This is a genomic window from Bradyrhizobium liaoningense, assembly GCF_018130955.1.
GTDB classification, from domain to species: Bacteria; Pseudomonadota; Alphaproteobacteria; order Rhizobiales; family Xanthobacteraceae; genus Bradyrhizobium; species Bradyrhizobium liaoningense_C.
On the sequence record NZ_JAFCJM010000007.1, the window covers coordinates 186492 to 199255 of the forward strand.

Below are 12764 nucleotides of genomic sequence, written 5' to 3' on the forward strand. Positions count from 1 at the left end.
TTCACTCCGCGGCTTCGGCGGGTGCGATGCGGCGGGAATGCCGCGCCTGCGCGTCATAGGCCTTCTGCCAGTCCGACGGTCCGTTCGACGGCGAGATCTGCACCGCCGTGACCTTGTATTCAGGGCAGTTGGTCGCCCAGTCCGAATACTCTGTTGTGATCACGTTGGCCTGCGTGTCCGGGTGGTGGAAGGTGGTGTAGACCACGCCCGGTGCGACGCGATCGGTGATCTCGGCGCGCAGCGTGGTTTCGCCGGCGCGGCTCTTCAGCCGCACCCAGTCGCCGTCGCGCACGCCGCGCTGCTCGGCGTCGTGAGGATGGATCTCGAGCCGGTCCTCGCTGTGCCAGACCACGTTGTCGGTGCGGCGGGTCTGCGCGCCGACATTGTACTGGCTGAGGATGCGGCCCGTGGTCAGCAGCAGCGGATAGCGCGGGCCGGTGCGCTCGTCGGTTGCGACATATTCTGTCACGACGAACTTGCCCTTGCCGCGGACGAAGCCGTCGATATGCATCACCGGCGTGCCCTCGGGCGCCTTCTCGTTGCAGGGCCATTGCACCGAGCCGAGCTCGTCGAGCCGCGCGTAGGACACGCCGGCGAAGGTCGGCGTCAGCGCCGCGATCTCGTCCATGATCTCGGACGGATGGCTGTAGTTCATCTCGAAGCCCATGGCCTTGGCGAGGCCGATGGTGACTTCCCAATCGGCCATGCCGTTCTTCGGCGTCATCACCTTGCGCACGCGCTGGATGCGGCGCTCGGCATTGGTGAAGGTGCCGTCCTTCTCCAGGAAGCTCGAGCCGGGCAGGAAGACGTGGGCGTAGTTGGCGGTCTCGTTCAGGAACAGGTCGTGGACGATGACGCATTCCATCGCCGACAGTGCCGCCACCACATGCGACGTGTTGGGATCGGATTGCAGGATGTCCTCACCCTGCACATAGATGCCCATGAACGTGCCTTCGATCGCGGCATCGAACATGTTGGGAATGCGCAGGCCCGGCTCGGGGTTGAGCTTGACGTTCCACAACGCCTCGAACTGGTCGCGCACGGCCTCGCCCGAGATGTGGCGGTAGCCGGGGAGCTCGTGCGGGAACGAGCCCATGTCGCAGGAGCCTTGAACGTTATTTTGGCCGCGCAGCGGGTTCACGCCGACGCCGGGCCGGCCGATATTGCCGGTTGCCATCGCGAGGTTGGCGATTGCGATCACGGTCGTGGAGCCCTGGCTGTGCTCGGTGACGCCGAGGCCGTAATAGATCGCGCCATTGCCGCCGGTGGCATAGGTCCGCGCGGCCTCGCGCAGTACTTTTGGGTCGACGCCGGTCAGGATCGCGGTTGCTTCCGGGCTGTTCTTGGCTTGCGCGACGAAGGCCGCCCATTCCTCGAACTCGCTCCAGTCGCAGCGCTCGCGGACGAAGGCTTCGTTGACGAGGCCTTCGGTGACAATGACGTGGGCGATCGCGGTCATGACCGCGACGTTGGTGCCGGGCATCAGCGGCAGGTGCAGCGCCTTCACATGCGGCGCCTCCACCATCTCGGTGCGGCGCGGATCGATCACGATCAGCTTTGCGCCCTGGCGCAGCCGCTTCTTCAGGCGCGAGGCGAACACGGGATGGGCCGAGGCCGGGTTGGCGCCGATCACGACGACGACGTCGGTGTGCTCGACCGAGTCGAAATCCTGCGTGCCGGCGGAGGTGCCGAAGGTGGTGGCGAGACCGTAGCCGGTCGGCGAATGGCAGACACGGGCGCAGGTGTCGACATTGTTGTTGCCAAAACCGGCGCGGATCAGTTTTTGCACCAGATAGGTTTCTTCATTGGTGCAGCGGGACGAGGTGATGCCGCCGATGGCGTCGCGACCGTACTTCTGCTGGATGCCGCGCATCTTCGTGGCGGCGAAGGAGAACGCCTCGTCCCAGGAGACTTCACGCCAGGGGTCTTCGATCCGTTCGCGGATCATCGGCCTGAGGATGCGCTCCTTGTGGTTGGTGTAACCCCAGGCGAAGCGGCCCTTGACGCAGGAATGGCCGCGATTGGCCTTGCCGTCCTTGTAGGGCACCATGCGCACGACTTCCTCGCCGCGCATCTCCGCCTTGAAGGCGCAGCCGACGCCGCAATAGGCGCAGGTGGTGACGACGGAATGCTCGGGCTGGCCGATCTCGATCACGGATTTTTCCGTCAGCGTCGCGGTCGGGCAGGCCTGCACGCAGGCGCCGCAGGAGACGCATTCGGAGCCCAGGAAACTCTCGCTCATGCCGGGCGAGACGCGGCTGTCAAAACCGCGGCCCGAGATCGTCAGTGCAAAGGTGCCTTGCACCTCCTCGCAGGCGCGCACGCAACGCGAGCAGACGATGCATTTGGAGGGATCATAGGTGAAGTAGGGGTTGGACTCGTCCTTCGGCATCCAATTGTCGTTGGTGCAGCCGTCGGTCTTGGCGAAGACGTGGTTCTCGCCTTCATAGCCATAACGCACGTCGCGCAAGCCGACGGCACCCGCCATGTCCTGCAATTCGCAATCGCCATTGGCTCCGCACGTGAGGCAGTCGAGCGGATGGTCGGAGATGTAGAGCTCCATCACGCCCTTGCGCAGCTTCTTCAGCCGTTCGGTCTGGGTGTGGACGACGAGGCCGGGCATCACGGGCGTGGTGCAGGAGGCCGGCGTGCCGGCGCGGCCCTCGATCTCGACGAGGCAGAGGCGGCAGGAGCCGAAGGCGTCGACCATGTCGGTCGCGCACAGTTTTGGGATCTGGTGGCCGGCGTCCATCGCGGCGCGCATGATCGAGGTGCCCTCTGGCACCGTGACTTGGTTGCCGTCGATGGTCAGCGTGACCATCGTCTTCGATTTGGAAGCTGGCGTGCCGAAGTCGATTTCTTCGATCAGAGACATTTTCGTTCTCCTATTCCGCGGCCTGAAGCGTCGGCGCCGGGACAAAGTCCTCCCGGAAATGCTTCAATGCACTGAGCACGGGGTATGGTGTGAAGCCGCCGAGCGCGCAGAGCGAGCCGAATTTCATGGTGTTGCAGAGGTCCTCGACCAGCGCGAGGTTTTCCGCCACGCGCTCGCCGTTGATGATCTTTTCGATGGTCTCGACGCCGCGGGTCGAGCCGATCCGGCACGGCGTGCACTTGCCGCAGGATTCGATGGCGCAGAATTCCATCGCGAAGCGCGCCTGCCTGCGCATGTCGACGCTGTCGTCGAACACGACGATGCCGCCATGGCCGATCAGGCCGTCGCGGGCGGCAAAGGCCTCGTAGTCGAACGGCGTATCGAACAGCGCGCGCGGGAAGTAGGCGCCGAGCGGACCGCCGACCTGCACGGCGCGGACGGGGCGATCGGTGAAGGTGCCGCCGCCGATCTCGTCGACGAGCTCGCCGAGCGTGACGCCGAAGGCGGTCTCGAACAGCCCGCCATGGCGGATGTTGCCGGCGAGCTGAATCGGCATGGTGCCGCGCGAACGGCCCATGCCGAAATCGGCATAGGCCTTGGCGCCTTCGGCCATGACGAACGGCACCGCCGCGAAGGACAGCACGTTGTTGATGACCGTGGGCTTGCCGAACAGGCCGTGATGGGCGGGCAGCGGCGGCTTTGCGCGCACGATGCCGCGGCGGCCTTCGAGGCTTTCGAGGAGCGAGGTCTCTTCGCCGCAGACATAGGCGCCGGCACCGACGCGGACCTCGAGATCGAACTCCTGCTTGGAGCCGCCGATGTCAGTGCCGAGATAGCCGCCGCGCTTCGCAGCCTTGATGGCGGCGTTCATCGCCTCGACCGCATGCGGATATTCGCTGCGGATGTAGATGTAGCCCTTGGTTGCACCGACCGTGATCGCCGCGATCGTCATGCCCTCGATGACGAGGAAGGGATCGCCTTCCATGATCATGCGGTCGGCAAACGTGCCGCTGTCGCCTTCGTCAGCGTTGCAGACGATGAACTTGCGGTTCGCGCTCGCCTGCGCGACCGTCTTCCACTTGATGCCGGTCGGAAAGCCCGCGCCGCCGCGGCCGCGCAGACCGGATGCGGTGACTTCAGCGAGAACAGCGTCGGGGCCGAGCGACAGCGCGCGCTCCAGGCCCTTGTAGCCGCCATGGGCGCGGTAGTCGTCGAGCGAGCGCGGATCGATCACGCCGCAGCGGGCGAAGGTGAGGCGGGTCTGACGCTTCAGCCACGGGATCTCTTCGGCCGCGCCGAGTCCGAGCGGATGCGGCCCGCCGGTAGCGACTGCGTCGAGCAGGGACGGCGCATCGGCAGGCGTGACGGGTCCGAAAGCGATCCGGCCCGCGGGCGTCGCCACCTCGACCACCGGCTCCAGCCAATAGAGGCCGCGGGAACCGGTGCGGATGATCTCGATCGCAAGGCCGCGCCTGGCCGCAGCCTGCTCCAGCGCGAGCGCCACATCGTCGGCACCGACCGCAACGGCGCCGGCATCGCGTGGGACGAACAGACGCATCGTCATCGCTGCGCCTCCGCGACCAGCGCGTCGAGGCGCGCTTCATCGAGCCTGCCGACGAGGCGGCCATCGAGCATCGCGGACGGGGCGGTGGCGCATAGGCCGAGGCAGTAGATCGGCTCCAGCGTGACGCGATCATCGGCGGTGGTGTGGCCCAGCGACACGCCGAGTTTGGCTTCAGCGCGCGCCGCGAGGCGATCGCCGCCAGCGGCCTGGCAGGCTTCCGCGCAGCACAGCTTCAGCACGTGGCGGCCGGCCGGCTTGTGCCGGAAATCATGGTAGAAGGTAAACACGCCATGAACCTCAGCGCGTGACAGGCTGAGCGCCTGCGCCACCATCGGGATCGCAGGCTCCGGCACGTAGCCGAAGGCCTCCTGCAGGGCGTGGAGGATGACCAGCGTCGCGCCCTCCTGTCCCGCATGTTCGGCGATGATTTCAGCGCCGCGCGCTTCGCTCCAATGTTCACTGACCGCTGTCATTCTCGTTCTCAACCAAAGGGTGACCGACCCGCCTATGAGAATTGGAATCATTCGGAAATCAATAAAGCTGTCTCATGCTGCGATCGGGAATCCGGATCGATAGGGACCTGCAATCGGACGATACGAAAATGCGATAATCGCTGCGTTTTCGCGTGTTGGAGGGGGCGGCCCGTGATAGCTTGGACGGCGTGAAAATACGCAAGGGGACTGACGCTTGATCGACAAGCTTGAACTGCTGCTGGCGCTGGCCAAGGAGCGGCATTTTGGACGGGCGGCGGAGGCGTGCGGCGTCACCCAGCCGACCATGTCGACGGGGCTGAAGCAGCTCGAGGAGATCCTCGGCGTCATGCTGGTTCAGCGCGGCTCGCGCTTCCAGGGTTTTACGCCGGAAGGCGAGCGTGCGCTCGACTGGGCGCGCAGGATCGTCGGCGACACCCGCGCCATGCGCGACGAGATCAACGGGTTGAGGCACAAGCTGTCCGGCGAGATCAGGATCGCGGCGATCCCGACCGTGCTCGGCATGGTGGCCTCATTGACGACGCCGTTCCGCGCAAAGCATCCCGACGTGCGCTTCCGCATCCAGTCGACGACGTCCTCGGAGGTGCTCGGGCTGCTCGAAAATCTCGAGGTCGATGCGGGGCTGACCTATATCGAGAACGAGCCGATCGGCAAGGTGCGCACCATCCCGCTCTACAACGAGAGCTATCGCCTCCTGACCGCACCCGACGCGATGTTCGGTGATCGCGACACGGTGACGTGGAAGGAGGTCGGACAGGTGCCGCTGTGCCTGCTGACACCAGACATGCAGAACCGCCGTATCATCGACCGTGCACTGCGCTCGGTCGGCGCGGAAGCGCGGCCGACGCTGACCTCGAACTCGCTGCTGGTGCTGTTCACCCACGTCAAGACCGGGCGCTGGGCGAGCGTGATGCCGGCGAAGCTTGCGGAGACGCTGGGCCTCTCGGACACCGTGCGCTCGATCCCGATCGTCGAGCCTGACGTCAACTACAGCATTGGCCTGGTGATCCCGCAGCGCGATCCGATGACGCCGCTGATCGCCGCGCTGGTCAACATCGCACGCGAAGTTGCGCCGACGCTGCAATCCTGAGGGGTCAGGCGGCGGCGGAAATCCGGGGCATCGCCTTTTTGGCGTCGCGCGGCAGCGTCACGCGGACGACGGTGCCGACGTCGATCTTCGAGCGCAACCGCATCGAGCCGCCGTGGAGCTGCGCCAGCGAGCGGGCGATCGCCAGCCCCAGTCCCGAGCCGTGATAGGTCTTGGAGAGCTGGCTCTCGACCTGCTCGAACGGACGCCCAAGCCGCGCCAGCGAATGCGGCGCGATGCCGATGCCGGTGTCGGCGATCATCAGCACGATCCGGTCCTCGAGCTGCCGGCTACGGACGACGACGCGGCCGCCATCGGGGGTGAACTTCACGGCGTTGGAGAGCAAATTGACGATGATCTGCTTGGTGGCGCGGCGGTCGGCGACAACGGAGATAGTGTTGTCGATCTTGGCGTCGAGCGTGAGGTTCTTATCCTCGGCGCGGCCGGAGACGACGCGCAGGGACTCCGCGAGAGTCCGCGACAGGTCCAGCGTCTCCATGTCGAGCTTCATGCGGCCGGCCTCGATCTTCGACATGTCGAGGATGTCGTTGATGACTTCGAGCAGATAGTGGCCGCTGGTGAGGATGTCCTGGCAGTATTCCTGGTACTTTTCCGAGCCGAGCTCGCCGAACATGCCGCTCCCCATGATCTCGGAGAAGCCGATGATGGCGTTGAGCGGCGTGCGCAGCTCGTGGCTCATATTGGCGAGGAACTTTGACTTGGTCTGGTTGGCTTCCTCGGCGCGGGTTTTCTCGCGCTGGTACTTTTCGGCGAGGTCGGCCAGCTCGTTGGTCTGGCGTTCCAGCGCGGCCTGCGAGCGCTTGAGGTCGATCACGGTGGCGCGCAGGCGCAGGTCGTTGTCGACGAGCTTCTGCTCGTGCTCCTTGATGCGCGTGATGTCGGTGCCGACAGAGACGTAGCCGCCGTCCTTGGTGCGGCGCTCGCTGATATGCAGCCAGCTGCCATCGTCGAGCTGGGCCTCGAAGGTGCGGGCGCCTGGCGCCGGGTTGGCGGTCTCGTTGTGCCGGGTGCGCACCTCCGGCATGCGGCCGACCTCGAGCACGGTCTCGTAGGAGGTGCCGGGGATGACTGCGGTGTCGGGCAGCCTGTGCAGGCGCTGGAAGTGCGAGTTGCAGAGCACCAGACGGTCGCTGGCGTCCCACAGCACGAAGGCTTCAGGAATGGTCTCGATGGCGTCGCGCAGCCGCAGGTCGGCCTCCACCGTCTTCTCGGCGAGGCTCTTCTGCTCGGTGATGTCGACGGCGATGCCGATCAGGTGCATGCCGGAATCGGCCGCGCTCGTGAGCTCGCAGCGCACCCGCAGCCAGATCCAGTGGCCGTCGACATGCTGCATGCGGAAGGTCTGGTCGATGTGGTCGATCTGTTCGGAGATGAGCTGGTCGGCGATCGCGAACAGGTCGATGTCGTCGGATTTCACCAGCGCGTTGACCTCGCCGAAGGTAAGCAGCTCGTTGCGGCCGTCCAGCCCGAGCATCGAGAACATCGACTGCGACCAGAAGATGCGGCCGCGCGACAGGTCCCAGTCCCACAGGCCGCAACGGCCGCGATTGAGCGCGGTGTCGATGCGCCCGCGCACGGCGTCGTTGATCAGGTCGCCCTCGCGGGCGCGGGTGGATTGCCAGTGGAAGGCGAAGCCGAGGATCAGGACGACGAAGCCGGTCGTCGCCGACAGGGTCACCGAGAGCGCCGCGTCGGAGCCCCAGATCGGCTCGATCTTCTCCTGGATGACGGTGACCTGGCCGGGCAGCGACCTGATGGTGCGCGACGTCACCATCGCGCCGTTGCCGTTCGGCAGCGTCAGCTCGGAGACGCCGCCCTGCTGCGGCGGCGCCGTGAGCAGTTGCGCTGTCGTGATGGCGTCGAGCAGGCGGTCGTTGCCGCCGACATCGGTTTCGACGGGAATGCGGGCGAGGATGCGGCGCTCGGCGCCGGCAGAGGTGACGACGACGTGGCGGCCGTTCGCCGTGCCCCAGGACGGAATCAGGTCGGGCAGCAGGGTGGGCAGCGCCTCGATGTTCTTCAGTCGCTCGGCGCGGATCGAGGTGAGACGGTCGATGCGCTCGCCGAGCAGATCGGCGAGCGCGGAGATGTCGCGCTTCATCACGGCGCGCTTCTGCCGGGTCTGGTCGACGACCTGCACGAGCGCGCCGAGGCAAATCGTGATGAGGAAGGCGATGATGAGCGTCGGCACAGCGCGTCGCAGCGCCGGCTCTGCAACCAGGAGCCGGTGGTAGGCAGGTTTCGCGATCGACTGCGCCAATCCTTTGATCGAATCGGATTGGACGCACGCGTTCGCGGCGTCTGCGCGCGCCATGCCTTCGGCCCCCCACTGGCTCAGAAAAAAACTTCGCTGCTACCCGGTTCGGAAGAGCCCCAGCTCGCTTCCGAATCACAGCGATTTGAATCCAGTTTTCCCGGGCTGTCGAGAGTCAACGATTCGTTAATACGAAATAAATCTTGTCCAACGGAGACTTGGCGCCGCGGCGTTCCGAAAAATGACGTGGCGTGTGAGTCCGAAACGAGAACGTGTGACTCGCGCCTCACGCGCGCGGCGGCTCGGCGTGACTGATGACGCGCTTCACGCTCGGGAACGCGCGGCGCAACGCGCGCTCGATCTCGTCGACATGCTCATGCACGCGGATCACGCTCATCGAGGGCACGGCGCGGCAATGGAAGTTGACGATCTCGCCGGCGTCGGTGTTGCGGACGCGCACATTATGGATGTCGTGGATGTCGGAGCCGGCGGCAAACCCTGTCAGCGCCGCGGTGATGGCTTCGACCCGCTCTACGGGAGCGTCGATGCCGTGCGGCAGTTCCGGTTCCAGTGGCTCGATATGGACGTCGACCTCCACATCCTCGCCAAAGTCGTCCTTGACGTTGCGCTCGAGCGCGTTAGCGACGTCGTGGGCCGCAACCAGCGGCATCTCGCCGTCGACCTCGAGGTCGAGGCTGACGATCAGCTTGTCGCCGAGGTCGTGCACCGTGACGTGATGCACGGCGAGGCCGGAATTGCGCGCGATCACCATGATGCGGTCGCGCACGGTCTCGTTGTTGCGCGCGACCGGCACGGCCGCGAAGGTGAGGTCGGCATCGCCAAGCGCCTTGCTCACGGCCTGCTGTGATTGCTGCTTGATGGCGTCGATGCGGTCGATCGGGTAGGTGCGGGGCACCTGCACGATGGCATCGATGAAATAGGTCGAGCCGACCATGCGCGCGCGCAGCCGTTCGACGTCGACCACTCCAGGCACGCTGCGGATCGCGGCGGTGGCGCGCTCGGCGACCCCGTCCGGGGCCCGGTCGACCAGCGTCTCCACGGTCGAGCCGGCCATCCGCAAGCCCAGCAGCGCGATCATCACGGCAACGGCTGCGGCAGCCGCCGCGTCGCCCCACCAGAAGCCGAGGGCTGCGAGGATGAGGCCGGCGATGACGGCGAACGAGCCCATCACGTCGGACGCGAAGTGGAGCGCATCGGCGGCGAGCGCCTGGCTCTTGGTCTCCCGCGCGGCGCGATGCAGCGCGCGCGCCCGCCAGAGATTGACGACGATGTCGATCACCAGCACGACGAACGGCACCGCCGAGATCGTCGGCGGCGGCGTGCCCTCGCGGATCCGGCTATAGGCCTCGACCAGGATGCCGCCGGCGAGCACATAGAGCAGCGCGGTGACGCCGAGCGCGGAGATGCTCTCGAGCTTGCCGTGGCCGTAGTGGTGCTCGTCATCCGCCGGCTTGTCGGAGACCCGCACCACCGCCCAGGTGATGATGGTCGCGACCAGATCGATCGAGGAGTGCAACGCCTCCGAGATCAGCGCCAGCGAGCCGATGGCGATGCCGACGACGAATTTTGCGATCGCCATGCCGCCGCTGGCAAAGATCGAGATCGCCGCGACCGAGGTTTTTGAGGTTTCAGTGGTCATGGCCGGGGATTTAGCAGGCCACCGACGAACATCAAGCGACCATCCACAGGTGCAGACGCGACTGAGTTGCAGGAGCGATTGGTGTTGTCATTCCGGGGCGGCTCGAAGAGCCGAACTATGGTGCGCACTTGCGCACCTGAGAATCTCGAGATTCCACAATTCGCAATTGCGAATTGGGGTTCGATGCTGCGCATCGCCCCGGAATGACGGTCCTAGGCCTCACACCGTTACGACGATCTTGCCGAGGTGCTTGTTGGCCTCCATGTGCTCGAACGCCTTGTCGATATCGGCGAAGGCAAACACCCTGTCGATAGGCAGTTGCAGCTTGCGCTGCTCGACCGCACCCCAGATGTCCTTGCGGACCTCCTCAAAGATCTCCCGGACCTCCTCGATGGTGCGGGTGCGGAAGGTGACGCCGATATAGTTGATGCGGCGGGCCGCATGCAGGTCGAAATTGAAGTCGGCATGGGTGCCGCCGAGCCGGCCGACATTGACGATCCGGCCCTTGACCTTGGTGGCCGCCAGGTTCTGGTTGGCGACCGGGCCTGAAACCTGGTCGATGACGAGGTCGACGCCTTCACCGCCGGTGGCTTTCAGCACCTCCTCGACCCAGCCCGGATCGGAGGAGTCGACGGCGAGGTCGGCACCAAACTCCCTGAGCCGGCCGCGGCGGGTGGCGTCGGTCGAGGATCCCACCACGAGCTTGGCGCCCTTCAGCTTGGCGATCTGCATCGCCATCAACCCGACGCCGGAACTGGCGCCCTGGATCAGCACGGTCTGGCCCGGCTGCAGGGCGCCCGCGGTGACGACCGCGTTGTGCATGGTCGCGAGCGCGACGGGCAGGGTGGCCGCTTCCTCAAAGTTCATGTTCGAGGGCGCGCGGAACAGCCGGCCGTGATCGGCCAGCGTGTACTCCGCGAAGGCCGCGCCGCCCGACCCCATGATGCGGTCGCCGACTGTGAGGCCCTTCGCATCGGGTCCGAGCCCGGCAACTTCGCCGGCCCACTCCATCCCGAGCACGGTGCCGGCGCCGCCGGCCGCGCCATGAGCGTGGCCCTTGCGCATGCCGATGTCGGCTCGGTTCAACCCGCAGGCGCGGACACGTACGAGGACCTGCGTGCCCTTTGGTTTTGGTTGAGCGACGTCGGAAATCGCTGCTCCGTTAGGGCCATAGACGTAGGCCTTCATGTGTCACCTCTGGAACTTGATGCGCTTGATTCAATCGCTCTTGTGTTCACTCGGCCGCCTGCGCCTTGGGTCGCGCGATCATGCTTTCGAGCCTCTCGCGGATGATGGCCTCCGCCTCGCGCACGATGCGCGAGATCAGTTCGGCGCAGCTCGGGATGTCCTGGATCAGGCCCTGCACCTGGCCGGCCGACCAGATGCCCTCGTCGGAATCGCCGGTCGCATAGACCATCTTGCCGCGGGCGCCCGCGACGAGCTCGCGGATGTCCTCGAATTTTGCGCCTTCCTTCTCCATGGCGACAACCTTGCTCGAAACGGCATTTTTTGCGACGCGGGAAGTGTTGCGCATGGTGCGGAAGATCAGCTCGGTCTCGCGCTCGTCATTGGCGACGATCTTCTCCTTGATGAGCTGGTGGATCGGGCTTTCCTTGGTGGCCATGAAGCGGGTGCCCATGTTGATGCCTTCGGCCCCGAGCGCCAGCGCCGCGACCAGGCCGCGGGCATCGGCAAAGCCGCCCGAGGCGATTATCGGGATCTTGACTTTGTTGGCGGCGGCCGGGATCAGGATCAGGCCGGGCGTGTCGTCCTCGCCCGGATGGCCGGCGCACTCAAAACCGTCGATCGAAATGGCGTCGACGCCCATGCGTTCGGCCGAGAGCGCATGGCGGACGCTGGTGCATTTGTGCACGACCTTGACGCCGTTCTTCTTGAATTCGTCGACATGTTCCTGCGGCTTGTTGCCGGCGGTCTCCACCACCTTGATGCCGCTTTCGATGATGGCGGCGCGGTACTCGGCATAAGGCGGCGGCTTGATCGCGGGCAGAATGGTGAGGTTGACGCCAAAGGGCTTGTCGGTGAGGTCGCGGCAGCGCGCGATTTCGCGGGTGAGGTCCTCCGGCGTCGGCTGGGTCAGCGCCGTGATGAAGCCGAGCGCCCCGGCATTCGCCACCGCCGCGACCAGCTCGGCGCGCCCGACCCATTGCATACCGCCCTGGACGATCGGGTGCTCGACGCCGACAAGCTCGGTGAAACGTGTCTTCAGCATGGTCGCCCTCTGTTTCCTCTGGCCCGTGGTTTTTCGCGCGGCCCGTTGTTGGTTGCCTTCGGCGGGAGGATGCCGGCCAGGTCGGCAAAAGTCTATCGACGTAGGGTGCGGTCAGGGCAGGGCGATCATGCCGGGGGCGAGGGATGTGATTCCGTGCGGCGGGATAATTCTTTCGTCTCTCATGTCCCGGACCCGCCGCAACGTCCAAGCGTTGCTGCGCAAGGCCGGGAGCCATGCGGCCACGGCTCGAGGCGGTGAGATGGGCCCCGGCTCGGCAGCGCACCAACACAGCGCGTCGAAGAGGCGCATGAACGCGCTCACGGCGCTGCGCAGCGTCAGGGGCATGAGAGTGCGGCACACTCGCTCGCCAGTCTCGTCATTGCGAAGCAATCCAGCAATTAATCAGACCCGAGACGACGCGCGCATGTGCTGCAATCATCTCGTCTGGATCAAGCCAAGCAGCCGCCGTCGACCGGAGCCAGCTCGCCTCCGGCTATCATTTCCCGAGAATGTTCGAGCGCATCTTGTCGGCGAACCAGACCACGAAGATCGCAGCGAACGAGAGCGCGAAGTACAGGCTCG

Annotated in this window: 8 protein-coding genes; 1 reads left to right on the forward strand and 7 read right to left on the reverse strand. The window is 65.7% G+C overall.

Annotated elements, in window-relative coordinates; all coding sequences use genetic code 11:
- Position 1: 1 nt before the first annotated feature.
- The 3 genes from fdhF to JQ632_RS08560 are packed head-to-tail and all read right to left on the reverse strand — an operon-like array spanning position 2 to position 4912.
- Positions 2-2875 (reverse strand): formate dehydrogenase subunit alpha, encoded by a 2874-nt coding sequence (gene fdhF / locus JQ632_RS08550; protein ID WP_212401849.1) that lies wholly within the window; start codon positions 2873-2875, stop codon positions 2-4.
- 10 nt (positions 2876-2885) lie between these two features.
- Complete coding sequence (locus JQ632_RS08555; RefSeq protein WP_212401850.1) at positions 2886-4439, reverse strand: NADH-quinone oxidoreductase subunit NuoF; 1554 nt, start codon at positions 4437-4439, stop codon at positions 2886-2888.
- Positions 4436-4912 carry a formate dehydrogenase subunit gamma gene (locus tag JQ632_RS08560; protein WP_212401851.1) on the reverse strand — a complete coding sequence of 159 codons (477 nt, stop codon included), beginning with the start codon at positions 4910-4912 and terminating at the stop codon, positions 4436-4438. The genes JQ632_RS08555 and JQ632_RS08560 overlap by 4 nt, the downstream gene beginning before the upstream one ends.
- A 214-nt stretch (positions 4913-5126) precedes the next feature.
- Here JQ632_RS08560 and JQ632_RS08565 point away from each other — a divergent pair, with 214 nt between their 5' ends.
- Positions 5127-6020 (forward strand): LysR family transcriptional regulator, encoded by an 894-nt coding sequence (locus JQ632_RS08565; protein ID WP_212401852.1) that lies wholly within the window; start codon positions 5127-5129, stop codon positions 6018-6020.
- A gap of 4 nt (positions 6021-6024) precedes the next feature.
- Here the strand turns inward: JQ632_RS08565 and JQ632_RS08570 are convergent, their stop codons facing one another.
- The 4 genes from JQ632_RS08570 to JQ632_RS08585 all read right to left on the reverse strand — a co-directional run bounded on the left by JQ632_RS08570 (position 6025) and on the right by JQ632_RS08585 (position 12182).
- Positions 6025-8352 carry a PAS domain-containing sensor histidine kinase gene (locus tag JQ632_RS08570; RefSeq protein ID WP_212401853.1) on the reverse strand — a complete coding sequence of 776 codons (2328 nt, stop codon included), beginning with the start codon at positions 8350-8352 and terminating at the stop codon, positions 6025-6027.
- Between the two features lie 226 nt (positions 8353-8578).
- A complete protein-coding gene (locus JQ632_RS08575) occupies positions 8579-9952 on the reverse strand; it encodes a cation-efflux pump (protein ID WP_212401854.1) in 1374 nt (457 codons plus the stop codon).
- A gap of 219 nt (positions 9953-10171) precedes the next feature.
- Positions 10172-11140, reverse strand: a complete 969-nt coding sequence (locus tag JQ632_RS08580) for a zinc-binding dehydrogenase (RefSeq protein ID WP_212401855.1) — start codon at positions 11138-11140, stop codon at positions 10172-10174.
- Between the two features lie 46 nt (positions 11141-11186).
- A complete protein-coding gene (locus tag JQ632_RS08585; RefSeq protein WP_212401856.1) occupies positions 11187-12182 on the reverse strand; it encodes a nitronate monooxygenase family protein in 996 nt (331 codons plus the stop codon).
- Between the last annotated feature and the right edge of the window lie 582 nt (positions 12183-12764).